The organism is Sphaerotilus sulfidivorans (assembly GCF_013426975.1).
Taxonomy (GTDB): domain Bacteria; phylum Pseudomonadota; class Gammaproteobacteria; order Burkholderiales; family Burkholderiaceae_C; genus Sphaerotilus; species Sphaerotilus sulfidivorans.
Genome location: NZ_JACCPY010000024.1, coordinates 13,989 through 38,383 on the forward strand (window position 1 = coordinate 13,989; position 24,395 = coordinate 38,383).

19 protein-coding genes are annotated in these 24,395 nt (G+C 72.6%); 7 read left to right on the top strand and 12 right to left on the bottom strand.

Annotated elements, in window-relative coordinates:
* Positions 1 to 7: 7 nt before the first annotated feature.
* From HZU84_RS13865 to HZU84_RS13875, 3 genes are all read right to left on the bottom strand, one after another.
* Positions 8 to 1,069 (bottom strand): serine/threonine protein kinase, encoded by a 1,062-nt coding sequence (locus tag HZU84_RS13865; RefSeq protein WP_149502538.1) that lies wholly within the window; start codon positions 1,067 to 1,069, stop codon positions 8 to 10.
* A 59-nt stretch (positions 1,070 to 1,128) separates the two neighbouring features.
* Positions 1,129 to 1,953: a DUF2726 domain-containing protein gene (locus tag HZU84_RS13870; RefSeq protein WP_149502539.1), complete on the bottom strand. Its 825-nt coding sequence runs from the start codon at positions 1,951 to 1,953 to the stop codon at positions 1,129 to 1,131.
* A 186-nt stretch (positions 1,954 to 2,139) separates the two neighbouring features.
* Positions 2,140 to 2,796 carry a GNAT family N-acetyltransferase gene (locus tag HZU84_RS13875; RefSeq protein ID WP_149502540.1) on the bottom strand — a complete coding sequence of 219 codons (657 nt, stop codon included), beginning with the start codon at positions 2,794 to 2,796 and terminating at the stop codon, positions 2,140 to 2,142.
* Between the two features lie 122 nt (positions 2,797 to 2,918).
* Between HZU84_RS13875 and HZU84_RS13880 the strand changes: the two genes are divergently transcribed.
* Complete coding sequence (locus tag HZU84_RS13880) at positions 2,919 to 4,382, top strand: DUF1800 domain-containing protein (RefSeq protein WP_180692961.1); 1,464 nt, start codon at positions 2,919 to 2,921, stop codon at positions 4,380 to 4,382.
* A 75-nt stretch (positions 4,383 to 4,457) separates the two neighbouring features.
* Positions 4,458 to 5,672 carry a DUF1501 domain-containing protein gene (locus HZU84_RS13885; protein ID WP_149505131.1) on the top strand — a complete coding sequence of 405 codons (1,215 nt, stop codon included), beginning with the start codon at positions 4,458 to 4,460 and terminating at the stop codon, positions 5,670 to 5,672.
* On the opposite strand, the gene HZU84_RS13890 is transcribed toward HZU84_RS13885, so the two are convergent.
* The 3 genes from HZU84_RS13890 to ssb are packed head-to-tail and all read right to left on the bottom strand — an operon-like array spanning position 5,646 to position 8,040.
* Positions 5,646 to 6,350 (bottom strand): DUF3226 domain-containing protein, encoded by a 705-nt coding sequence (locus tag HZU84_RS13890; RefSeq protein ID WP_149502542.1) that lies wholly within the window; start codon positions 6,348 to 6,350, stop codon positions 5,646 to 5,648. The genes HZU84_RS13885 and HZU84_RS13890 overlap by 27 nt on opposite strands.
* On the bottom strand, positions 6,350 to 7,438 hold the full coding sequence (locus tag HZU84_RS13895) for an AAA family ATPase (protein WP_149502543.1): 1,089 nt from the start codon (positions 7,436 to 7,438) through the stop codon (positions 6,350 to 6,352). Before HZU84_RS13895 ends, HZU84_RS13890 begins: the two co-directional genes overlap by 1 nt.
* Positions 7,439 to 7,482: 44 nt before the next feature.
* Entirely contained in the window at positions 7,483 to 8,040 is a 558-nt protein-coding gene (gene ssb / locus HZU84_RS13900; RefSeq protein ID WP_149502544.1) for a single-stranded DNA-binding protein, read from the bottom strand.
* 154 nt (positions 8,041 to 8,194) lie between these two features.
* On the opposite strand from ssb, the gene HZU84_RS13905 reads away from it, so the two are divergent.
* Together HZU84_RS13905 and recQ are read left to right on the top strand one after the other, a co-directional pair.
* On the top strand, positions 8,195 to 9,577 hold the full coding sequence (locus tag HZU84_RS13905) for a chloride channel protein (protein ID WP_149502545.1): 1,383 nt from the start codon (positions 8,195 to 8,197) through the stop codon (positions 9,575 to 9,577).
* Between the two features lie 40 nt (positions 9,578 to 9,617).
* Positions 9,618 to 11,528, top strand: a complete 1,911-nt coding sequence (recQ, locus tag HZU84_RS13910) for a DNA helicase RecQ (RefSeq protein ID WP_149502546.1) — start codon at positions 9,618 to 9,620, stop codon at positions 11,526 to 11,528.
* 21 nt (positions 11,529 to 11,549) lie between these two features.
* Here the strand turns inward: recQ and HZU84_RS13915 are convergent, their stop codons facing one another.
* Entirely contained in the window at positions 11,550 to 12,815 is a 1,266-nt protein-coding gene (locus tag HZU84_RS13915) for a carboxylate--amine ligase (protein ID WP_149502547.1), read from the bottom strand.
* Between the two features lie 529 nt (positions 12,816 to 13,344).
* Here HZU84_RS13915 and HZU84_RS13920 point away from each other — a divergent pair.
* Together HZU84_RS13920 and HZU84_RS13925 are read left to right on the top strand one after the other, a co-directional pair.
* Positions 13,345 to 15,558 (top strand): hypothetical protein, encoded by a 2,214-nt coding sequence (locus HZU84_RS13920; RefSeq protein ID WP_149502548.1) that lies wholly within the window; start codon positions 13,345 to 13,347, stop codon positions 15,556 to 15,558.
* Complete coding sequence (locus tag HZU84_RS13925; RefSeq protein ID WP_149502549.1) at positions 15,555 to 17,204, top strand: substrate-binding domain-containing protein; 1,650 nt, start codon at positions 15,555 to 15,557, stop codon at positions 17,202 to 17,204. Before HZU84_RS13920 ends, HZU84_RS13925 begins: the two co-directional genes overlap by 4 nt.
* Here the strand turns inward: HZU84_RS13925 and HZU84_RS13930 are convergent.
* The 5 genes from HZU84_RS13930 to fabI all read right to left on the bottom strand — a co-directional run bounded on the left by HZU84_RS13930 (position 17,191) and on the right by fabI (position 23,109).
* The gene (locus HZU84_RS13930; protein ID WP_149502550.1) at positions 17,191 to 17,634 is read right to left on the bottom strand and encodes a DUF4175 domain-containing protein; all 444 of its coding nucleotides are present in this window, start codon (positions 17,632 to 17,634) and stop codon (positions 17,191 to 17,193) included. The two genes, HZU84_RS13925 and HZU84_RS13930, sit on opposite strands and share 14 nt — an antisense overlap.
* Before the next feature lie 90 nt (positions 17,635 to 17,724).
* On the bottom strand, positions 17,725 to 19,482 hold the full coding sequence (locus HZU84_RS13935; protein WP_244954408.1) for a PHA/PHB synthase family protein: 1,758 nt from the start codon (positions 19,480 to 19,482) through the stop codon (positions 17,725 to 17,727).
* A gap of 18 nt (positions 19,483 to 19,500) precedes the next feature.
* The gene (locus tag HZU84_RS13940) at positions 19,501 to 20,799 is read right to left on the bottom strand and encodes an acetate/propionate family kinase (protein ID WP_149502551.1); all 1,299 of its coding nucleotides are present in this window, start codon (positions 20,797 to 20,799) and stop codon (positions 19,501 to 19,503) included.
* On the bottom strand, positions 20,796 to 22,217 hold the full coding sequence (locus HZU84_RS13945; RefSeq protein ID WP_149502552.1) for a bifunctional enoyl-CoA hydratase/phosphate acetyltransferase: 1,422 nt from the start codon (positions 22,215 to 22,217) through the stop codon (positions 20,796 to 20,798). The genes HZU84_RS13940 and HZU84_RS13945 overlap by 4 nt, the downstream gene beginning before the upstream one ends.
* A gap of 73 nt (positions 22,218 to 22,290) precedes the next feature.
* A complete protein-coding gene (gene fabI, locus HZU84_RS13950) occupies positions 22,291 to 23,109 on the bottom strand; it encodes an enoyl-ACP reductase FabI (protein ID WP_149502553.1) in 819 nt (272 codons plus the stop codon).
* A gap of 223 nt (positions 23,110 to 23,332) precedes the next feature.
* On the opposite strand from fabI, the gene HZU84_RS13955 reads away from it, so the two are divergent.
* Entirely contained in the window at positions 23,333 to 24,364 is a 1,032-nt protein-coding gene (locus HZU84_RS13955; protein WP_149502554.1) for a BMP family lipoprotein, read from the top strand.
* Positions 24,365 to 24,395 lie beyond the last annotated feature (31 nt).

Below are 24,395 nucleotides of genomic sequence, written 5' to 3' on the forward strand. Positions count from 1 at the left end.
GCCCGGCTCAGGCCACCAGCGGCTCGTCCTCCATCGCCGCGATCTGCTCGCGCAGCAGCGTCGTCTGCTGCGACCAGTAGGACGGGCTCTCGAAGCTCGGGAAGGCGACCGGGAAGGCCGGATCGTTCCAGCGCCGCGCGATCCAGGCGCTGTGCTGGATGATGCGCAGCGTGCGCAGCGGCTCGATCAGCGCGAGTTCACGGCGGTCGAATTCGCGGATCGTCTCGTAGCCGTCGAGCAGCGCGCCGAGCTGGGTCTGCATCTCGTGGCGGTCGCCGCCCAGCAGCATCCACAGGTCCTGCACCGCCGGGCCGTTGACCGCATCGTCCAGATCGACGAAATGCGGCCCGGCCGCGGTCCACAGCAGGTTGCCGACATGGCAGTCGCCGTGCAGGCGCAGCAGCTCGAGCGCGCCGTGGCGCCGCAGCCGGGTGTCGACCGCATCGAGCGCGCGCAGGCAGGTGTCATGCCAGCCGTGCAGCGCGTCCGGCGGCAGCCGGTCGCCGTCGATCAGCCACTGTACCGAGGCGCGCGCCGCAGCGCTGCCGTCGAGCGTCAGGCGCTGCGCGAAGGGCCGGCGCGCGCCGACCGTGTGCAGGCGGCCCAGGAAGCGGCCGATCCATTCGAGCACCGACGCATCCTCCAGCTCGGGCGAGCGCCCGCCGCAGCGCGGCGACACCGCGAAGCGCCAGCCCTCGAGCGTGGCCAGCGTCGGCGGCTGGCCCTGCAGCGTCAGGGCGGCGGGGGCCTCGGGAGGCGCCTGCAGCGCCAGCGGCGCGACGGCCGGCACCTCGGCCTCGGCCAGCTCGCGTGCGAAGGCGTGTTCCTCGAGGATCTGCGCGTCGCTCCAGCGCCCGGCGCGGTAGAACTTCGCCACCACCACTGCGGGCGGTGCGGCCTGCGGGTCGAGGCTTTCCTCCAGATGGACCTGGAAGACGCGGTTCTCGTAGGAATTGAGCTGCAGGATGCGGCCGTCGCCGCGCAGGCCGGCGGCATCGAGCGCGTCGAGCACCGCGTGCGGGGTCAGGCCGGCATAGGGCAGATCGGGGGAGGGCGGGAATGCGGTCATCGGCGCATCCTAGCGAACCGGCCGCGTCCGGGCCGGCGGCAGGGTCCGCCCGCCGCGGGTCAGCGCTTGCCGACGATGTCGCCGGCGGCGTCGCCCGGCGGGCCGAAGTCGCCGGGGTTGAACTTGCTGGTCGACTGGCCGGCCCAGCTGCGGTGGCCATTCACGGCGCCGGTGCCGTTGGGCGCGCCGGCTGGGGTGGCGCGCGGCGAGTCGTCGAAGGGGTCGCGCTGGGTTTCCGGCGCGAAGAAGGAGTCGTGCGAGAAGCCCGACTCATACCACTGGCTGCTCGCGCCGTTGGCCGGTGCGCCGTTGCGCACCGCGTTGGCCAGCGTCGAGCGGCGCTGCGCGGTCGTGTCGTCCGGGCTGCCCGGCACCGCCGGGCGCTGGCTGTCGCCGCTGGCGGGCACCAGCAGCTGCAGCTCGGCCGCGGTCGGCAGCTGGTCGGCGCGGCAGCGCACATAGCGCACCCGGCAGGCGTCGAGCACCGCCAGCTTGATCGCCGCGGTGCGCTTGGAGGCCGGCCGGCTCGGCCGTTCGATGTCGACCGCGGCCAGCACCTTGCCGTTGTCGGCGCAGACGACGAAGCTCACATGGATCGGGCCGAGCAGGTTGAACCAGTAGCGCAGCTCCTCGCGGTCTTCGGGCTGGCAGAAGCGCACCAGCGGCAGCTTGGCCAGGATCATGTGGTGCGGCAGCGCGGTGCGCAGCTGGCGGTAGAGCGCGCGTTCCTCGGGCGAGAAGATGGGGCGTTGGGTCAGCGGCCATTCGGTGGGCAGCTCGGCGTTGCCGCTGGCGGCCGCCCCGGAGCGCCGCAGGACCAGTACCGCCAGACCGATGATGCCTGCGATCGCGGCGAGGGCGAGGATCCAGACTTGGATGGGCATGGGAGGTTCCGAGAGTTTGCAAGGTGAAGGCGGTGGATGCCTACGCCGCTCTATCGGCCACCTGAACCGGCAATTGGCACCCCATGGGTGCCATTATGTAACGCCATGTCAACAGATTTGCTGTTTGCAACAGCCGTCGATCATGGGCAGACCTGCCGTCCGTCGTCCGGCCGGGGCAGGGCGTGCTCAGCGCCCGGGCTGCAGCAGATGGCGGCCGAGCGCCAGCAGGTGGCGCCACTGGCGCTGGCCGCGCCGCGACTGGTAGCTCAGCTCGGTGGCCTGACGCGCGAACAGCTCCTCGAGCTGGCTCATCAGCGTGTCGGGCGGCAGGTGCAGCCAGGCCTCGGTCTCGCCGCCCTCGTTGCGCAGCTCGGCGCCGGCCTGGCGCGCGATACGCAGCATCGCGGTGTTCTCGCTGAGCGCATGGATGTAGATCCGGTCGATGCCGTGATTGCGCGCATGGCGCACCGCATGGTCGAACAGGCGCGTGCCGTGGCCGCGCCCACGGGCCCGCAGATCCACCGACACGGCAAACTCCGCCATCCGGCGCATGCCGTGGTGGGCTCCGGCCACATCGCAGCAGGCCAGATGGGAGATCGCCAGCAGTTGCAGGCGATGATCGAAGATGCCGAACACCTCATCCTGCTGGAAGTCGATCGAGGCCACATGCTGCCGGATGCGCTCGTCGCTGGCCGGGTAGCCGAAGCGCAGATAGCGGTCATGCGCGCTCAGTGCCAGCAGATGGCGTTCGATGCGGCTGCGATGCGAGGCATCCAGCCGGCGGATCGGCACCCAGCGCCACCAGGCGCGCTGCCGTGTCGGGGAAGCCGGGGGGGTATTCATGACGTCAATATACGGGGCAACCCTTGGTCTTGAGCTTGTCGATGTGCAGAACCCCTGATGCTGATGCTGCAATGCAGCAAAAATTGCCGGCTTCATCAGAAGCTCAGGATCCGGTACGGCGTTTGCTGCTGCGGCAGGGCCTGGGTGCGGGCGCGCTGATGCTGGCCGGCTGTGTCTCGGCGCCCTCGGGCCGGCCGCGGACGCCGCCGCGGCTGCCGCCGTCCGAGCGTGCCTGCGCCGAGCGGCTGGGCTGGGGCATCGATGCCGCCACCGCGCTGCGCTGGCACGAGCGCGGGCGCCGCCGCATGATCGCCAGCCTGCTGCGGCCCGCGTCCGGCGAAGGCCTGCCCGCACCGGTGCAGGCGCGGCTGGAGGCGATGTCGATCGTGACGATGGGTCCGCTGGCGCGGCTGCAGCAGATCGAGCAGCTGCGCCGCAGCGAGGACCGGCAGGCTGCCAACCGCCGGCTCGACGAGCTGCATCGCGAGGCGGTCGACCGCACGCTGCTGCTGGCGCTGCACTCGCCCCACGGGGTGCGCGAGCGCATGACCTGGTTCTGGAGCAACCATTTCAGCGTTGCCGCGGCCAAGTCCAATCTGCGGGCGCTGGTCGGCGACCATGAGCAGGCGCTGCGCGAGCGCGCGCTCGGCCGCTTCGAGGATCTGCTGCAGGCCGCCACCTTCCAGCCGGCGATGCTGCGCTATCTCGACAACGAGTCCAGCGCCGCCGGGCGCCTGAACGAGAACCACGCGCGCGAGCTGCTGGAGCTGCACACGCTGGGCGTGGACGGCGGCTACACCCAGCGCGACGTTCAGGAGCTGGCCCGGGTGCTGAGCGGCCTGGGCCTGAGCCTGGCCGAGCCGGGCCAGCTGCCGAAGATGAAGCCGGCGCAGCAGCCGCAGCACTGGCGCGATGGCCTGGCCGAGTTCAACCCGGCGCGCCATGACGACGGCGACAAGACGCTGCTGGGCCGGCGCCTGGCCGGCGGGCGTGGTCGCGAGGAGATCGTCGAGGCGCTGCGGCTGCTGGCGCGCCATCCGGCCACCGCCCGCCATCTCTGCACGAAGCTGGCGCTGTTCTGGCTCGGCGTGCCGGGTTCGGCGGGGTTGATCGAACGCCTGGGCCGGCGCTTTCTCGACGAGGACGGCGCGATCGCGCCGGTGCTGGCGCTGCTGTTCGCCGATCCGGAGTTCGAGGCCTCGCTGGGGAGGCGCTTCAAGGAGCCGCTGCTCTATGTGGTGTCGGCCGCGCGGCTGGCGGGCGAGAGCGTGCCGGTGCTCGACACCGCGCCGCTGTGGAGCGCGCTGGGCCGGCTCGGCCAGCGCCCTTTCGGCCGGCAGACGCCCGACGGCTATCCGCTCGACGAGGCGTCCTGGGCCGGTGCCGGCCAGATGGTGGCGCGCTTCGATGTGGCGCGTGCGCTGGCGCGGGCCTTTGCGGCGCCGCCGCGGCCGGTCGCGCTGCTCGACGAGACCGGCCAGCTGCTGCCGCTGGGCGAGCGCAGCCGCGGCGTGCTCGATCAGGTCCGCACCCCGCAGGAGCGCAACGCGCTGCTGCTGTCCGCGCCGGAGTTCATGCGCGGCTGAAGTGCGCGGGCGGGCCGGCCGATGTCTTCGCTCATTCGAAGGAGATCCATGATGCGTTCCGACCCGCGCCCGATGATGTCGACCCGCCGCCGGCTGCTGGGCGCTGCCGCGCTGGCCGGGCTGGCCACGCCCTGGCGGCTGAGGGCCGCGCCGGCAGACTCGCCTCGGCTGCTGGTGGTCTTCCTGCGCGGCGCCTGCGACATGGCCAGCCTGCTGGTGCCGGCGGCCAGCGACGACTACCTGACGGCGCGCCCGCGCATCGCCATCGCCCGGCCGGGCGGCGGTGCCGAGGCTGCGCTGGCCCTGCCTGGCGAGGTCGACTGGGCGCTGGCCCCGGCGCTGGGCGACAGCCTGCTGCCGCTCTACGCCCGCGGCGAGCTGGCCTTCGTGCCCTTCACCGGCATCCATGACCTGTCGCGCAGCCATTTCGAGACGCAGGACCGGCTGGAGATGGGCGCGGCCGACGGCTCGCCCGCCGAGGTGCGCCGCAGCGGCTGGATGAACCGCCTGGCCGCCGAGATCGGCGCCGGCCGCGGCGAGGTGATCGCGCTGACGCGCGAGCTGCCGCTGATCCTGCGCGGCGACATCGCGGTGCCCAACCAGGCGCTCGACGGCGCCAGCCTGGCCGGCATCGATGCGCGTCAGGCGGCGCGGCTGCGCCAGATGTACGCCGGCACCGCGCTGGCCGGCGCGGTCGACGACGGGCTGGAGGTGCGCCGCATGGCGCAGCAGGACCTGGCGCCGGGCATGGAGCCGGCCGGCCGCGGCGCGATCTCCGCACGCGGCTTCGAGGGTGAGGCCCGCCGCATCGCCCGGCTGATGCGCGAGCGCTGGCGCCTGGGCTTCGTCGACATCGGCGGCTGGGACACGCATGTCGGCCAGGGCGGCGCCACCGGCTCGCTGGCCACGCGGGCCGGCGAACTCGGCCGCGGCCTGGCCGGCTTCGCCGCCGAGCTGGGCGAGGCCGCCTGGCGCGACACCGTGGTCGTGGTGATGAGCGAGTTCGGCCGCACCTTCCGCGAGAACGGCAGCCGCGGCACCGACCACGGCCACGGCACCACCTGGATGGTGCTGGGCGGCGCCGTGCGCGGCGGCCGCATCGCCGGCGAGCAGGTGCCGGTCGGCTTCGCCACGCTGCACCAGGGCCGCGACTGGCCGGTGCTCAACGACTACCGCGTGCTGCTCGCCGGCCTGCTCGGCCGCATGTACGGGCTGGACGCGGCGCGGCTGGCGCGGGTGTTCGATGCGCGGGTGGCGGGGGCGTCAGGGCCGGGGGGCGGGCTGGTGTGAGGCGGGAAATACGGTGAGCAGCCAGTCGCGCAGCGGGCGGCCGTCCGGACCGTCCGGGTCGAGCAGACCCGAGGTGATCACCTGGTCGATGCCGAAGCCCGGACGGGACTGCCATGCCAGCCAGGTGGCCATTTCCGCCTTGGCGCGCTGCGTCGGTCTGAACCGGTGCGGTTGCGGCAGGGCGTTCACGACCGCGCAGGCATGGTCGAACAGCGGCTGCTCCCCTTCGTGGAGGCTGCGCCGCACCCAGTTCTCCAGCGTGCCGTCGCCGCTGTTGTCGGGCATGACCCAGACGCCGATGTCCGGCAGCCCGTCGTCGTGGGCGAACAGCAGTCCGGCCGAGTGCGGGTGTTCGGGCTTCAGGCTGTACCCGAAGCCCGCCAGGTCCCGGGTGATCCGGTCCCGCGTGGCCGGGAATCCGCCATCGGGCGGGGAGTCCGCGTCGATCACCACGCCCAGATGCCGGAGCTGCCCGTCGTCCAGCTGGCGCAGCAGCACGGGCAGATGGTTGAGCACGCCCTGCTTGGTATTGAAGGCCGAGGCCTGCAGCTCGCGGGGCGGTGCCACCTTGACCGTGGTCCTGGTGTCCAGCCCCAGGGTCCGGCACAGGGCCCTGAAGAAGAGCTGGTCCGACGTGCCCTCGACGAGCAGCAGATTGGGCAGTGCAGGCGCGGGCATCAGCGCACCTCCACCTCGGCCTGGGTGATGTCGTGCAGCGCCGCCTCGTCGAAGACGGTGGCGATGATCCGGCCGTGGTCGCTGCGGCGCAGGCTGCGCCCCATGCGGAACAGCACGCCGTCGATGTCTTGCCGCTGCCGGGCCATCCGTGAAAAGCTCTCGATGCAGTCCCAGCTGTGGGTGGTGGCGAAGATCTGGAGGTCGAGCCGCTCGGCCATCTCGAACAGCAGCGACCAGACCTGTTCCTGCACGCTGTAGTGCAGACCGTTCTCGAACTCGTCGACCAGAAGCAGCCCGCCGCGTGCCGAGACCAGCTGCAGCGCGATCTGCAGGATGCGCTGCATGCCGTCGCCCAGGCTCTTCAGCGCGACCGGAGAACCGGTGTTCGACAGCTTGACCTTGGCGCTGCGATGTCCGCCGGCAGGGCTGCCGATCTGGACGAAGGTGAGGTTCTCGAACTCCGGCGTGATGAGCCTCAGCGCCCGCCGGACGATGTCCTCGTGCTCGGTGAACACGATGCGGTCCCACTGCGCGGCGAGCTCGTCCATCGACATCCATCGGGTGCGCACCAGTCCGCAGGGCACGGCGGGCAGCGGGTCCGGCACGCGACGCTCCGAATCCAGGAAGACCGTGGCCAGCGGCCGGTCCTGCAGCAGGACGAACAAGGCCTGCTCGGTCCGGCCGGGAAAGCGGGCGAGATCCTGCTTCGGCACCCGGCGCGTGGTGATGCGCACCGTGGTGCCGCCGTCGGCCGCCTGCACCTGCTCCTCGGTGTCGCCGACATGCGCGTGCAGCAGGCGCAGCATGGATGCCGGGTCGGTGGGGTCGCCGATCTGGATCGCATCGGTCCAGTCGTCGCCCGCCGGGAAGCCATGTCCGGGAAACAGGTCCTTCAGCGATTCGTCGCGGGCCAGGGTGATGCTCTCGAGCACTTCCCGGCCGGCACGGCCGGCGTGGATTCGGAGCGCATCCAGCACCGTGCTCTTGCCGGCATTGTTCCTGCCGACGATCAGGTTGACCCGGCCGAGCCGGCTGACATGGAAGTCCTGCAGGCAGCGGAAGTTCCGGATGACGAGGGCGTCCAGCATCAGGATCTCCAGCGTGGCTCCGTCACGGTGCGGGTCGCCGGGAATCAGAACGGAATGTCGTCATCCATGTCGTCGAAGCCGGTCGACGACTTCGGCGCGGGGGCCGGGGCGGGGCGGGGGGCCGGACGCGGGGCCGGGGCGGCTTGGCGCATCGGGGCGCGCGGGGCCGGTGCCGGGGTGTAGCCGGACTCGGCGTCGTCGCCGAAGTCGCCCCCGACGCTGCGGCTGCCGCCACGGTTGCCGCCGCCCGAGCCGCCTGCGGCGCCGTCCTCGCGGCCGCCCAGCAGCTGCATCTGGTCGGCGATGATCTCGGTGGTGTACTGGTCGACGCCGTCCTTCTGCCACTTGCGGGTCTTCAGGCGGCCCTCGACATAGACCGGACGGCCCTTGCGCAGGTATTCGCCGGCGATCTCGGCCAGGCGGTCATAGAAGACGACGCGGTGCCATTCGGTCTCTTCCTGGCGCTCGCCGGAGGCCTTGTCCTTCCAGTTGCGCGAGGTGGCGATGGTGACGTTGCAGATGGCCGAGCCGCTGGGCGCGTAGCGCACTTCCGGGTCGCGGCCGAGGTTGCCGATGAGGATGACTTTGTTGACGGAGGCCATGGGCGCTCGCTCCTGGAACGGTGGGGCCGGCCGGGGCATCGGGCGGATGCGACGGCGGCCGTGGTGTGTAGAGAACTGGGGGACAATTGTGCCGCACCGCCCGTCTTCCGCGCCGCCCGGCGCCGTCCCCCTCTCTGGTGATGACCCGCGTCTGATGTCCCTGCCTCCCGACCGTTCCCTGCGTGCATTGATCGAGCCGCTGCTGCGCGAGATGCGCTCCGGGCGCCAGTGGATCGACCGCAGCGTGGTGCTGGTGTTCGCGCTGCTGACCGGGCTGGTGGTGACCGCCTTCACCGCGCTGGCCGATCTGGCCACCGGCACCTGGGTGGCGCTGCAGGGCTCGGGCTGGACCGGCGCGCTGCTGGCGCTGCTGTGGACGCCGGTGCTGACGGTCGCGGTGCTGATGTGGACTCGCCGCTTCGCCCGCGAGGCCGGCGGCTCCGGCATTCCGCAGGTGCTCGCCGCGCTGCATGACGACACCCCGCCCGAGCGCGTCTCGGCGCTGGTCTCGCCCCGGCTGGCGCTGCAGAAGCTGCTGCTGACCTGCGCCGGGCTGCTCGGCGGCCTGTCGATCGGCCGCGAGGGGCCGACGGTGCAGGTCGGCGCCGGCGTGATGCTGGGCGCGCGGCGCTGGCTGTCGCCCGGCAGCGGCATCGACGCGCACGACCTGATGGTGGCTGGCGCCGCCGCCGGGGTGGCCGCGGCCTTCAACACGCCGCTGGGCGGCATCGTCTTCGCGATCGAGCAGCTCACCCGCCGGCGCGACCTGCGCCACAGCAATCTGACGATCGCCGCGATCGTGCTGGCCGGCCTGGTGTCGATCTCGGTCTTCGGCAACGAGAGCTATTTCGGCGCGCTGGTGGTGCCGGTGCTGGACTGGAGCCTGCTGGCGCCCGGCCTGGCGGTGGCGCTGGCCGCCGGACTGGCCGGCGGGCTGTTCTCGCGGCTGCTGGTGCTGTGCGCGCAGGGTGGCAGCGACCGCGTCAGCCGCTGGCGTGCCTCGCATCCGCTGCGCTTTGCCGCCGCCTGCGGGCTGGCGGTCGGCCTGATCGGCCTGGTGACATCGGGCGCGACCGCCGGCGCCGGCTACCACCCGACGCGCGCGCTGCTCGAGCACGGCGACGACGGGCTGCCGCCGCTCTACACGCTGCTGAAGTTCGTCGCCACCTGGCTGTCGGCCTGGAGTGGCGTGCCGGCGGGCACCTTCGCGCCCTCGCTGGCGATCGGCGCCGGGCTCGGGCAGGACATCGCGCGGCTGGCCGGTCTGGCCGGACGGCCGGAATCGGTCGCGCTGGTGGCGCTGGGCATGGTCGGCTTCCTGTCGGCGACCACCCAGGGGCCGATCACCGCCTTCATCATCGTCATGGAGATGGTCTCCGGCCAGGCGATGGTGCTGAGCCTGATGGCCTGCGCGCTGCTGTCGGGCGCGGTGGCCCGGCTGGTCAGCCCGTCGATGTACACCGAGATGGCGGTGCTGTGGGGCATGCCGCGACCGGCGGCGGGCGTGGCGGCAGGTGCGTCTCCCCATTCGGGGTGAGCGGATGCGCACGCCGGCCTCGCGTACCATCGGCCCGATCATGAACGCGTCCGACCCGAACCCGCCGTCCCCCACCGTCGCCGCCGCGCGGCGCGTGCTTGCCGAGGTGTTCGGCTATCCCGCCTTCCGCGGCCAGCAGCAGGACATCGTCGAGCAGGTGATCGACGGCGGCGACGCGCTGGTGCTGATGCCCACCGGCGGCGGCAAGAGTCTGTGCTACCAGATCCCGGCGATCGTGCGCCATGGCGCCGGCCAGGGGGTCACGGTGGTGGTCAGCCCGCTGATCGCGCTGATGCAGGACCAGGTCGGCGCGCTCGACGAGGTCGGCGTGCCGGCGGCCTTCCTGAACTCCTCGCTGGGCGCGCAGGAGGCCTCGGCGGTCGAGCGCGACCTGCTGGCTGGGCGGCTGACGCTGCTCTACGTGGCGCCGGAGCGGCTGCTGACGCCGCGCTTCCTGGCGATGATGGAGTCGCTGCACGAGCGTGGCCTGCTGGGCCTGTTCGCGATCGACGAGGCGCACTGCGTCAGCCAGTGGGGCCACGACTTCCGCGAGGAGTACCTGGGCCTGAGCGCGCTGCACGAGCGCTTCCCCTCGGTGCCACGCATCGCGCTGACCGCCACCGCCGACGACCACACCCGCGCCGACATCGTCGAGCGGCTGCAGCTGCAGGCGGCGCGCCTGTTCGTCAGCAGCTTCGACCGGCCCAACATCCGCTACACCATCGTCGAGCGCGACAACGCGCGCACCCAGCTGCTGCGCTTCATCCGCGACGAGCACGAGGGCGACGCCGGGGTCATCTACTGCGGCAGCCGCAAGAAGGTGGAGGAGACGGCGGCCTGGCTGCAGGGCGAGGGCGTGCCGGCGCTGCCCTATCACGCCGGGCTGGATGCCGGCACCCGAAAGCACCACCAGGACCGCTTCCTGCGCGAAGAAGGGCTGGTGATGGTGGCCACCATCGCCTTCGGCATGGGCATCGACAAGCCGGACGTGCGCTTCGTCGCCCACCTCGACCTGCCCAAGAACATCGAGGGCTACTACCAGGAGACCGGCCGCGCCGGCCGCGACGGCCAGCCCGCCGACGCCTGGATGACCTACGGCCTGGCCGACGTGGTGCACCAGCGCCGCATGATCGACGACAGCCCGGCCGCCGACGAGTTCAAGCGGGTGCAGCGCGGCAAGCTCGACGCGCTGCTGGCGCTGGCCGAGGCGCATGACTGTCGCCGCGTGCGCCTGCTGGCCTACTTCGGCGAGGCCAGCGGCCCCTGCGGCAACTGTGACAACTGCCTGCATCCGCCCTCGACCTGGGACAGCACCGACGCCGCGCGCAAGGCACTGAGCTGCATCTACCGCTTCGCCCAGCACGGCCGCGAGACCCAGGGGCCGCGCAGCTTCGGCGCGGTGCATCTGATCGACGTGCTGCGAGGCAAGCCGACCGACAAGGTCGGCCAGTACGGCCACGCCGGCCTGAGCACCTTCGGCATCGGCGCGGACCTGTCGGAGGCGCAGTGGCGCGCGGTGCTGCGCCAGCTCGTCGCGCTGGGCCATGTGGTGGCCGAGGGCGAGTACGGCACGCTGGCGCTGACCGACTCGGCGCGCGCGGTGCTGCGCGGCGAGGTGCGGCTGCAGATGCGGGTGCCGGCCGAGCCGGTGCGCGGACGCGCGAAGCGAGGCCGTGCGGGCGCCGATGCCGCGGGCAGGGGCGCGCGCTCCGCACCGGCCGATCTGGTCGGACAGCAGCTCGAGCGCTTCGAGGCGCTGCGTGCCTGGCGCTCCGGCGTTGCGCGCGAGCACAACATTCCGGCCTATCTGGTCTTCAACGACGCCACGCTGATCGAGATGGCGCGCCGCCAGCCCGGCACGCTCGACGAGCTGGGCCAGGTCAGCGGCGTGGGCGGCCGCAAGCTGGCGGCCTATGGCGATGCGCTGCTCGAGGTACTGGGCGCCTCCTGAGGGCGCGGGCGCACTGGCGCTTCAGCGCCCCTTGAAGGCCGGATCCTCGGCTTCCTCGAAGATCGTCTGCATCGATGGGCGTGACGCGGCCGGGCTTGCCGGCCGGGCGCGCCGGACCAGCTTCTGCGCGAACCAGTCGCGCGTCAGGTGCAGCGCCGGGCCCAGATCGTCCATCGGCGCGAGCTGGCGCACCGTGCCGGGACGCAGCAGCGTGCCCAGGTAGCGCGACCAGCTCAGCTCGCCCTCGCGCACATACTGGCGCGCGGCGCGGAAGTCGCTTTTCTCGTTGAGATAGCGCAGGCCGGTGCGGCGTTTCGAGGGCGCGGCTGCCGGCAGGCCGCAGGCATCGCGCCAGGCCATCTCGGGCAGGTTCATGCCGCAGCGCGTCGTCAGGATGTGCCACTGGCTCAGCCGCGGATTGATCTCCAGCAGCTTGTACTCCCCGGTGAGTTCGTGGCGCTTGAAGTCGAGATTGGCCACGCCGCGATAGCCGATGCGGGTCAGCACCTCGGCGGCGAGCATCTCCAGCTCGGGCAGGCGCAGGTTCTCGCAGTAGGAGCCGCTGCCGACATGCGGCGGATCGTGGCGCAGCTTGCGCCCGCAGCTGCTGGCGCGCACCGCACCGTCCGGGCCGATGTAGACATCGACGGTGAAATGCTCGCTGTCGCCGCCCGGCACATAGTCCTGCGCGATGATGTGGAAGCCATGCGGCGCCAGCATCCGCGCGATCTCGCGCAGCCGCTCCGGCGTCTCGACCACCACCGCCTTGGCGCGTGCCACCGCCGGCTCCACGCCCGGGTGCTGCCAGGCCACCGGCTGCGCCGGCTTGACGATCATCGGGAAGGCGATCTCGCCGGCGATGATGTCCTCGATCTGTGCCATGCGCTCGATCCGCAGGGTGCGCGGCACCGGCAGATCCTGCTGCCGGGCCAGCTCGTCGAAGCGCGCCTTGTCCACCAGCTGCGCCACGAGGTCGGGCGCGGCCAGCGCCGGCCGGATGCGCTCGCCCAGACCGGGCAGAACCTCCAGCAGCGCCTGCAGATCCGGATCCGCGGTCGGGAAGACCACTGGCGCCACGCCGTGCTCGGCTTCGATCTCGCGCAGCGCACGCGCCAGACGCTGCGGATTGCGGGTGAAGTCCGGCACATGCCGGAACTCCGTGCAGTGGCGCGAATGGCGTGAAGGCGGCTGCGCGTACTCGCCGATCACGATCACCGTGATGCCGCGCTCGCCCAGCGAGCGCACCGCGTTCAGATCGCCTTCAGGGGCGCCGGCACAGGCCAGCACGACGGCAGGCGCCTGCCGAGCGGGCAGGACAGGCCGGGAAGAGCGATCGAGGCGATGAAGCATGATGTGGGCGCACCCGCGCGGGTGCCCTTTGTTGTCGGTTTGTGAGCGGCAGGATCAGGTGAAAAAATAGTCCAAGAACGCAGCGGTCCAGCTTCGGTTACGTAATCGATCCGTTCTCAATCATTTCTGCCTGTTATTTTTGCGGTTTGATTGTTGATTGTTGATCTATTAGGCACACCGGTTCGAGGGGGTTCCTTGGACTTGGTTTTTGTGCTTGTTCGCAGATCGTTCTGCTGGGCGTCAGGCCGATTCCGGGCGTGATCGACAAGGTCGATCCGAGCAGGGACGGCTCAGGATGGGGTCGATGATCCGTGAAATTCTTTACGATTTTCTCATCTTGCTCTGGTACGGTCAGGTAGTCAAATCGCCAGGAGGTGCCGTGTCGTACCGCCTGTGCGGGGGGCGCGACAGCGCTGGCGAGCCGCTGTCATGAACATGACACATCGTGACAGGAGAGTCGCGAGCCATGCGACAAGTCCTCCTTGGTACCGGTGTGTTCGCCCGGCAGATCCTGCAGGCGCTCGAGCGGCGCCACCAGGTGGCGCCGGCGCGCGTGCCCGGCCTGCCGGTGACCGAGCCCTTGCCTGCGCCGCTGCCGCCGCGGTGGTGCCTGGAGGCCGAGGAGCCGCTGCCGCCCTGGCCGGCCGATCAGGCGCCGGAGCGGGTGCATCTGGTGTTCTCGCCGCAGGAGCTGTCGCCGCAGGCGCTGGCCGATCGCCTGCAGCAGCTGCGGACGTGCCAGCCCGGGCTGCAGGTCGAGCTGCATCTCGACCGGATCGCCGGTGCTGACCGGCTGCCGCTGGCAGGCGGCCTGGTCTGCTGGGTGCCTGCGGCCGGTCAGGCCGATGCGCAGGCGATGGCCGCCTGGCTGCTGCAGCGTCTGGCGCTGCAGGCCGACTCTGCCGACCTGGCCGATTCGACGGATGCCGTCGATCCTGTGGCGCCGGCCGCCGGCCGGCTGCGCAGCTGGGCGCTGAGCGAGTGCCGCGCCGATCTTTCCGCGGTGCGCGCGCATTTGTCCGAGGTGCTGCTGGGGCAGCTGCTGCGGCTGCTGCGCCAGGGTCTGCCGGGCGATGCAGCGCCGGCCGCCGTGGTGCTGGCCGATCTGCCGGTGCTGCCGGATGAGCGCGGCCTGACGCTGGGCGCAGCCCAGTCCGGCGCGATGTGGCAGCGGCTGGCGCTCCACTACCAGGGGCTGGTGCAGCAGTGCGAGCCGGCCCGGCAGGCGGCGGAGCTGCGCCGGCTGTTCGCGCTGGGCGTGCACGAGGGCTTCGACGGCCGCGGCGTCGAGGCCGCGATGCGGGCCGACGAGGCGCTGCTGCAGCAGCGTGCCGAGGGCTGGTGCGATGAGGTCGAGGCCCGGCTCTGGCAGGACTGGCGCAGCGGGCGCCTCTCGCTCGAGGGCGTGCGGGCGCAGGCGCAGCAGGTGCGGCAGCACCTGCTGCAGGCGGGCGAGGCGGCGACCCGGCAGCTGCGCCAGGACGAGGCTCTGGCCGACCGGCTGCAGGCCGCGCTGGACGAGCCGCCAGCGCCGGCTGGCGGCCTGTCGCGCTGGTTCGGGGGCGCACGTGTGCCGGATCTGTCGGCCTGGAGCCATGCGCTGCAGGCCTGGGCGCAGGCCCGCACCACCGCCGCCCGCTCGCGGCGCGAACTCCGTCAGGTCGAGCGGCTGCAGACGGCATGGCAGCGCGGTCAGGAGGCGGTCGAGGCGGTCGATCTGGCGCTGGCCAGCCTCGCGGCCGAGGCCCGAGCGGTGGCGCAGGCCCTGCTGATCGACCCTGCCACCGGGCCGCAGCGCCTGGACCGGCCCGAGCTGGTGCAGGCGCTGGCGCGCACCTGGGTCGGCAGCAGCGGACCGGAGCAGCGTCAGATGCTGGGCCGGCTGCGTGCCGATCTTTTCCTGCGCCTGGGCGAGACGGCCCGCTTCGAGACGCTGGCGCACCAGATCGGCGAGGACGGCGGCTGCGAGGCCCTGCGCCAGGCCTGCGACCGCGCGGTGGCCGCACCGGTGGTGGCGTCGGTCGCGCAGTCGGGTGTGCAGTGGCTGCAGCGGCGCTGGGCGGATGACGCCCTGCGCGGCCAGGATCTGGCGCGGCTGCAGCCCCGGCTGGCGGCGCCGGTGGCGGTGCAGCAGCGTGCGCTGGCCGCACCGCTGCGCGACCGGATCGATCCGGCGGCGGCGCTGTTGCCGGCGCTCGGGCCGCGTGCGGCCGCGCTGGTCTGGCTGGCGCTGTCGGTGCCGCTGGCCGAGCTGCCCGAGCCGGTGCCGGCGCTGCCGCCGGACCTGTCGCCCGAGATGCCGCCTGAATCGCCGCCCGAGCCGCAGCCCAACCCCGTGCCGCCCTGGGCCGCGCGGCTGCTGCTGGCCGAGGCGCTGGATCTGCTGCGCGACGGGGGCGCGCAGGGCTGGCTGCGTGCCGAGCTTGACGACTTCGGCCTGGAGCTGGCGCTGCATCCGCTGGGCGCCGACTGGCCGGCGGTGCTGGCGCGTCTGCAAGACGACGCCGACGAGCGCCGGCGGCTGCTGGACGACGCGCTGCAGCCGCTGCTGGGGGCCGTGCCGGCCTCGGCGCGGCTGCGCGAGGTGATCGCACGCCGTGTCGCCGTGCTCGGTCCGGCGTGGTCCGCCCCGGGGGCGGCCGCTCTCGAACTTCTCCGACAGGATGGGATGAATCCATGATTTCGACGACGCCCCTGACGACGCCCCCGGCGATGCCGCCGGACCGAGGTGTCTGCACCAATCTGCCCGAGGCCTGCGGACTGGCCGCCCGCCGCCAGCCGCAGCCGCTGACCGACGGCGCGGGCCGCTGCAGCGAATGCGGCTCCGCGCTGATGCTGCCGGCTGCACCTGCGGCGGCGGCGTCGCCCGCGGCGGCACGGCGCTGGCTGCTGCCGGTGCTGGCCCTGTTGCTGGTGCTGGCCGCGCTGGTCGGCTGGCTGCTGCAGCGCGGCGCGAGCAGCCGTGCGGCGCCGGCCGAGCCCTCGCCGCCCTTGGCCGCGGCCGGGGCGTCGGCACCGCTGCTGCGCCTGCACGGCTCCAACACGGTCGGCGCCGCGCTGGCACCGGCGCTGGTCAAGGCCTTCCTGGCCCGCGAGGGCTACACCGAGCAGTCCGCCACCCCGACCGCGCCGGAGGAGCTGCGCATCGAGGCACGCCGTCCGTCCGATGGCGCGCGGCTGGCGGTCGCGCTGGCCTCGCATGGCACCTCGACCGCCTTTGCCTCGCTGGCGGCGGGACAGGCCGAGCTGGGCATGGCCTCGCGGCCGATCCAGGCGCAGGAGCGCGAGGCCACGAAGGCGCTCGGCGATCTGTCGGCCGAGGGCAGCGAGTACATCGTCGCGCTCGATGGCGTGGCGGTGATCGTGCACCCGAGCAATCCGCTCAAGCAGCTCACGCTGGCGCAGCTGCGTGACCTGTTCACCGGCCGCACCGGCGACTGGTCGGCGCTGGGCGCGCCGGCCGGTGCGGTGCGCCTGCATGCCCGCGACGAGAAGTCCGGCACCTGGGACACCTTCCGCGCGCTGGTGCTGGACAAGCAGGCGCTGGCCGCCGGCACCACCCGGCATGAGGACAGCCGCGCGCTGGCCGCGGCGGTGGCGGCCGATCCGATGGCGATCGGCTTTGTCGGCCTGCCCTATGCCGAGGCGGCCAAGACGCTGGCGCTGGCCGACGGCCAGGGGGCGGCGCTGCGCCCGAGCCGCTTCACCGTGGCCACCGAGGACTATGCGCTGGCGCGTCGGCTGTATTTCTATGTCGCCCGCGATGCGCAGCCGCTGGCGCGCCGGCTGGCCGACTTCGCGGTGTCGGACGAGGGCCAGAAGGTGGCGCAGACGGTCGGCTTCATCGGCCAGGCGCCCGAGGCCGACCCCGGCACCGCGGTGGTGCCCACCGATGTGCCGGCCGAATACCGCCGCCTGACCACCGGCGCGCAGCGGCTGGCGGTCAACCTGCGCTTCCGGCCCGGCTCCGATCAGCTCGACAACAAGGCGCTGCGCGATGTCGGGCGCATCACCCGGCTGCTCGAGCGCGATGGCGCCGGCTCGCGCCAGCTGATGCTGCTGGGCTTCTCCGACGACCGCGGCGACCGCTGCGCCAACATCGGCCTGTCGCAGCAGCGGGCCCGCGCGGTGGCGGCGGATCTGTCGACCTACGGCGTGCGCCCGGCGGTGGTGCAGGGCTATGGCCCGGCCGCGGCGGTGGCCTCGAACGACACCGAGGCCGGGCGCGAGCGCAATCGCCGCGTCGAGGTCTGGCTGCTGGACAAGCCGCCGGCCACGCCGGTGCAGCCCTTCGCCTGCGGCCAGGCCGCGCTCAGTACACGCTGATGCCGCTCCAGCCGCTCAGTCCGGACTGGCCCGCATCGTCCCAGGCGCGGGCGCGCAGGCTCAGCACGCTGCCGCCGGTGCCGTAGGGCAGCGAGATGTCGAGCACCCAGGGCGGACGGCGCACGCTGCCGAGGTGCTGCACCGCCCCACCCGGGTAGACCATCTCGAAGTCGACCTGGGTGACCGCGTAGTCGTCCCAGGGCGAGGCGGTCAGCCGCACGGTGGTGCCGCCGGCGCCGCTGGCGGTGCTCATGCTCATCGAGACGGTGGGCGGTGCGTCGTGGCTGCCTGCATCGATGCCGATGCCCACCCCGACCGACACGCCGCCGCCGCAGCCCGACAGGCCGAGCGTGCCGGCCGAGAGCGCGGCCAGCAGCACGAGACGCGCGGCGCGCAGGAGGGACGGACGGGCGAGGCGGGCGGTGTTCATGGCGCGCACAACGGCATGAAGACCTGCGGCGTTGACCGCAGGCGGCCGGCCCTTCCCCCGGCCTTCATCTGCGCTTCATCTTCAGGGCGCTCAGTCCGGGTAACGCACCATCACATGCGCGCCCGGCGCGGGCATCAGCGCCGCCTCGGGCGCGATCTCGCGCGCCGGCACCTGGCGGCCGCTGCCGTGCGCCAGCAGCCAGTCGTGCCAGGCGGTCCACCACGAGCCCTCATGGCGCGGTGCGGCGCGCTGCCAGTCGTCCGGGCTCATCCACGGATCCTCGGCGCCGCAGGCCAGCAGCGCGTAGTGGCGCTTGGGGTGGCCGGGCTCGCTGACGATGCCGGCGTTGTGGCCGCCGCTGGTCAGCACGAAGGTGAGCGCGGTCTCGGTCAGGCGCAGCACCTTGTAGACCGAGCGCCACGGCGAGACATGGTCCTTCTCGGTGCCCACGACGAACAGCGGCTGGCGGATGTCCGACAGCGACACCGGCCGGCCCTCGACCGGATAGCGGTCCTCGGCCAGGTCGTTGTGCAGGTAGCAGCGCCTGAGGTACTCGCCGTGCATGCGCGCGGGCATGCGGGTGACGTCGGCGTTCCAGGCCATCAGGTCGCTGGGCTGGCTGCGCTGGCCGAGCAGGTATTCCTGCATCCGCGTCGACCAGACCAGATCGCGCGAGTGCAGGAACTGGAAGGAGCCGGCCATCTGCCGCCCGCTCAGGAAGCCGCGCTCGGCCATCACCGCCTCGAGCAGCTGCACCTGCGCCTCGTCGATCAGCACGCCCAGCTCGCCGGGCTCGCTGAAGTCGGTCTCGGCCGCCAGCAGCGACACCGAGGCCAGCGGCGCCAGGCGCCCGGCGCCCTCGACCTGGCCCGGGCGCGCCAGCGCGGCCGCGGCGATCGACAGCAGCGTGCCGCCCAGGCAGTAGCCGCAGGCATGCACCGATTCGTCCGGGACAAGCTCGGCGATGCGCGCCAGACTGTCGAAGACGCCCAGGCGCAGGTAGTCGTCCATGCCGAGGTCGGCGTCGCCGGCGTCGGGGTTCTTCCAGCTCAGGATGAAGACGGTGTGGCCCTGCCCGGTCAGCCAGCGCACCATCGAGTTGTGCGGGCTGAGGTCGAGGATGTAGTACTTCATGATCCACGACGGCACGATCAGCACCGGCTCGGCCTGCACGGTGGCGGTCGCAGGCGCGTACTGGATCAGCTCGACCAGGCGGTTGCGCATCACCACCGCGCCGGGCGTGGTCGCCACCTCGATGCCGGGGCGGAACTCGCGCTCGGGTGGCTGCAGCGGTGCCAGGCCGTGGTCGCGGCGCCAGTCGTCGAGCGCGTGCTGCGCGCCCTGGATCAGGTTGGCGCCGGCAGTCTCCCGGGTGCGGCGCAGCACCTCGGGGTTGAAGGGCAGGTTGCTCGGGCTGAGCAGGTCCAGCCACTGGTGCGCGAAGGTGCGCACCACCTCGGCGTGGTGGCGGGTCAGGCCCTCCAGGCGCATCGCCTCGTCCCACCAGCGCTCGCTGCGCTTGTAGGCATGGGCCAGGCCGCTCCAGGGCCAGGCGTGCCAGTCCTCGCTGGCGAAGCGCGGGTCGCGCCGCACCGTCTCGTCGTCGCTGCACAGGCCGCTGGCGCAGTGGCCGGCCCATTCCACCGCGCCGGCCTGGGCCAGCGCGGCCAGCCGCAGCGCCTGGCCGGGCTGGCTGGCCAGATGCTGGGCCCAGTCCTGCCAGGCCAGCGACAGCGAGATCGGCGACAGGCCGGAGGTCAGCGGCGCCGAGCGCGCCATCAGCACCCGGTCCAGCGCGGCGGCGGCGGTGTCCGGATCGGGGGAAGGACTCGGGGAAGCGGCGTGCACGGTGGATCTCCGTCGTGATCAGGGGGTGAGCGATGCGCGGGACATGGGCGAGTCGGGTGCCGGTGGCGCCGGGTCGTGCGCCGCATCCAGCAGCGCCCAGGCCGCCTGCGCGGCGACCCGGCCCTCGTCGGTCGGCACCACCCAGACCTCGACCGCGCTGTCGGCGGCGTGAATGGCGCGGACCGTGTCGCCGGTGGCGGCGGCATTGGCCTGCGGATCGATCGAGACGCCCAGGAAATGCAGCGCCTCGGCCATCGCCGCGCGGGTGGCGGCGTCATGCTCGCCGATGCCGCCGGTGCACACCAGCACATCCAGCCCGCCGAGCACCGCGGCCAGCGCGCCGCTTTCGCGGCGCAGCCGGTGCATGAACAGGTCGATCGCCAGCTGCGCGCGCGTCCGGCCCTGGCCGGCCAGACGGCGCAGCAGCCGCATGTCCGCGCCCAGGCCCGACACGCCCAGCAGGCCGCTGTCCTTGTAGAGCAGCTTCTCGACCTGGGCCTCGGTCCAGCCCTGGCGCCACAGGTGCAGCACCACGCCGGGGTCGAGCGCGCCGCTGCGGCTGCCCATCATCAGGCCGTCGAGCGCCGAGAAGCCCATGGTCGTGGCGGCGCTGCGCCCGCCGATCGCGCCGCACAGGCTCGCGCCGCTGCCCAGGTGCGCCATCAAGACCCGGCCGCTGGCACGCGCGCTGAAGGCCGGCAGCACCTGCATCAGATACTGATAGGACAGGCCGTGAAAGCCGTAGCGGCGTATGCCCTCGTCATGCAGCGCCTGCGGCAGCGCGAAGCGGGTTTCCAGCTCCGGCAGGCTGGCGTGAAAGGCGGTGTCGAAGCAGCCGACCTGCGGCAGCGCCGGAAAGGCCTCGCGCAGCGCGGCCACGCCGGCAAGGTTGTGCGGCTGGTGCAGCGGCGCCAGCGGCGCCAGCCCGGCGAGCCGCTGCAGCGCCGCATCATCCAGCACGACCGGCGCGACGAACTCGCCGCCGCCATGCACGATGCGGTGCGCGACCGCGACGAGCTGCGCCTGCGGCGCCCGCTCGGCCACATGCTGCTGAAGCGCCTGCAGCGCCACCGCGAAGCGTGCATGCTCGTCGGCGGGCGAGGGCAGCTCGATCGGCACCTCGCCGCTCGGGCACAGCCGCAGCGTGCCGCCGGGCTGCAGCCCGTCGAGCTGGCCGCTGGCGAAGGACGGATGTGCGGCGAACTCCGCCGCCGAGTCGCCGCTGCGCGGGTAGAGCGCGAACTTCAGGGTCGAGGAGCCGGCGTTGACGACCAGGACGGCCGCCTCCGTCGGGGCCGCAGCGACGGCGGCGCTCACGGCCGCCGCTCCCGCCAGGCCAGCGCCAGCCGCGCGGCCAGCGCCGCCGAGGCCAGCCGCGAGGCCTCGCCGTCGGCGCGGCTGGTCAGCGCGATCGGCACCCGCGCGCCCAGCACGATGCCGCAGCCGGCCGCGCCCGCCAGATACTCGAGCTGCTTGGCCAGCATGTTGCCGGACTCCAGGTCGGGCACCAGCAGGATGTCGGCATCGCCGGCCACCTCCGAGCGGATGCCCTTGATGCGCGCCGCCTCGGCCGAGATCGCGTTGTCGAAGGCCAGCGGGCCGTCGAGCAGGCCGCCGGCGATCTGGCCGCGGTCGGCCATCTTGCACAGCGCCGCGGCGTCCAGCGTCGAGACCATCTTCGGGTTGACTGTCTCGACCGCCGACAGGATCGCGACCTTCGGCCGCTCCACGCCCAGCACCCGCGCCAGGTCGATCGCGCTGGCGACGATGTCGGCCTTGTCCTCCAGCGTCGGCGCGATGTTGATCGCCGCGTCGGTGATCAGGATCGGCTTCGGATAGGTCGGAATGTCGAAGCGGAAGACATGCGAGATGCGCCGCTTGGTGCGCAGCGCCGGCGTGGCGATCACCGCATGCATCAGCTCGTCGGTGTGCAGGCTGCCCTTCATCAGCACCTCGACCTGGCCGGAGGCGGCCAGCTCGGCGGCGCGCGCGGCCGCGGCGTGGCTGTGCTCGACCGCCTCGATGCGCGCATCGCCCAGGTCCAGCCCGGCCTGCTCGGCCACCGCGCGGATCCTGGCCTCCGGGCCGATCAGCCACGGCACGATCAGGCCGCGCCGGGCGGCGGCCAGCGCGCCGGCCAGCGAGGTGGCGTCGCAGGGATGGACCACGCCGCACTGCACCGGCGGCTGCCCGGCCAGGTCGGCCGCCCAGCCGTCGATCCAGCGCGCCAGCCGGGCGTCCGGATCGAACAGGTGCATCTGCGGCAGCGCCGCGCGTGCCCGGCTGACCTTCTGCATCGGCGCGCGCACCAGCGCCTCGCCGCTGACGACGGTGGCGCCGGTCTGGTTGGTCACCTGGCAGTCCAGCGTCAGGCGGTGGCGCTCGGTGTCGCGCGCGGTGACGATGACCTCGGCGGTCAGCGTGTCGCCGGCGCGCACCGGCAGGTGAAAGCGCAGCGTCTGGCCCTCGTAGATCGTGCCGGGGCCGGGAAACTCGGTGCCCAGCAGCGAGGAGATCATCGCGCCGGCCCACATGCCATGCGCGATCGTGCCGTGGAAGCGGGTCGCGTTGGCGTATTCCGGGTCGACATGGGCCGGGTTCACATCGCCCGAGACCAGCGCGAAGGCGACGATGTCGTCCTGCGTCAGCGTGCGGCTGACCCGGGCGCGTGCGCCCAGCGGCAGCTCGTCGAAGGTGAGGTTGGTGATCGGTTCGGAGGACGGGATCGGGTTCATGGCGGTCTCAGGGCATCAGGGCATCAGGGCGTCAGGGCATCGAGGCGGCGGGGCGTCGGCCAGGGAGGCGGGCTCAGCGCACCACATGGAAGCCGGCGTCGACGAAGAGCGTCTGGCCGCTCATGCCGCGCCCGCCCGGCCCGGCCAGGAAGGCCGCCAGCGCGCCGACCTCCTCGAGCGTGACCAGCCGGCGCAGCGGCGACTCGGCGCGGGCGGTGGCCATCAGCGCGTCGAAGTCCTGCAGGCCGGAGGCCGCGCGGGTGGGCATCGGCCCCGGCGAGATCGCATGCACCCGCACGCCCTGCGGGCCCAGCTCGGCAGCCAGGTAGCGCACCAGCGATTCCAGCGCCGCCTTGACCGGGCCCATCAGGCCGTAGTGCGGAATGGCCTCGTCGGCGCCGAGGTAGCTCATCGTCATCAGCGCAGCGTCGTCCGACAGGTGCGGCTCGCAGGCCCGGGCCAGCGCGGCGAAGGAGTGGCACGACACCGTCATCGCCCGCGCGAAGCCGGCGGCCGAGCTGTCGATGACGCGCCCGCGCAGCTCGGCCAGCGGCGCCCAGGCGATCGAGTGGATGACGAAGTCGAGGCCGCCCAGGTGATCGGCCGCGGCCTGCACCAGCCGCTCCAGGTCGCCCTCGGTCTCGACATTGCAATCGAAGAGCGGCGCCCGGACCGCATCGGCCAGCGGCTGCACGAAGGGGCGCGCCTTCTCGTTCAGGCACGACAGCACCAGCGAGGCGCCCTGGGCGCGCGCCACCTGCGCGCAGCCCCAGGCGATGCTGTGCTCGTTGGCGACGCCCAGGATCAGGCCGCGGCGTCCTGCCAGCGGCAGGGGCGACGCCGACGGTGCGGTCGGCAGGGGGGCGGAGTCAGGCGTGGAAGAGGGGTTCATGCGCGTCCTCGGGGGGTTCTGTGGCTGCCGTCATGCAGGATGCCAGCAGCCTGACCGAACAAGATGTCAGCTTGATGCTGCGGTGCAGCACCGTTGATGCATGTCAATTCCGGGGGGCTCCGGCGGATCCTGCGGCCTTGTCTCTCCGGCAAGCCCCGGGGGGACGATCGGGTACGGCTATTGCAGAATCCGTCACGCCAGTCACCCTGCGCGAGGAGACGCCATGCCTGCAGACCCCTTTTCGTTCCGCCTGAATCCTGTCTTTCTGGCCACGGCCGCCGCCCTGGCCGGGGCGCTGCTGCTGGCGGCGCCGGCCGCCCGGGCCCAGGCCCAGCCGGCGGTCGTCTACGACGCCGGCGGCAAGTTCGACAAGTCCTTCAACGAGGCCGCCTACAACGGCATGGAGCGCTTCAGGAAGGAGACCGGCGGCAGCTACCTCGAGTTCGAGATCGCCAACGACACCCAGCGCGAGCAGGCCTTCCGCCGCATGGCGCAGAAGGGCGCCAACCCGATCATCGGCATCGGCTTCACCCAGGCCTCGGCGCTGGAGAAGGTGGCCAAGGAGTTCCCGCAGCTGAAGTTCGCGATCGTCGACATGGTGGTGAACCTGCCCAATGTGCAGTCGGTGGTCTTCAAGGAGCAGGAGGGCTCCTTCCTGGCCGGCATGGCCGCGGCGATGGCGAGCCGGTCGGGCAAGGTCGGCTTCATCGGCGGCATGGACGTGCCGCTGATCCGCCGCTTCCAGTGCGGCTACGAGCAGGGCGCAAAACACGCCAATCCGAAGGCCGAGACGCTCTCGAACATGACCGGCACCACGCCGGCGGCCTGGAGCGACCCGACCCGCGGCGGCGAGCTGGCGCGCAACCAGTTCTCGCGCGGCGTCGACGTGATCTTCGCGGCCGCTGGCGGCACCGGCGTGGGCGTCTACCAGGCGGCCAAGGACCAGGGCCGCCTGGCCATCGGCGTCGACAGCAACCAGAACCACCTGCACCCGGGCACGATGCTGACCTCGATGGTCAAGCGCGTCGACGTGGCGGTCTTCAACATCGCCCGCTCGGTCAAGGACAATCGCTGGCAGTCGGGCGTGCAGGTGCTCGGCCTGAAGGAGAACGGCGTGGCGCTGGCGATGGACGAGCACAACGCGAAGCTGGTGACGCCGGAGATGAAGAAGAAGCTCGACGCGGCGCAGGCCGACATCGTCGCCGGCCGCATCAAGGTCGCCGACTACATGGCGGACAACGCCTGCCGCTACTGAGCATCGCGCCTTGAGCACCGGGCAGTCCATG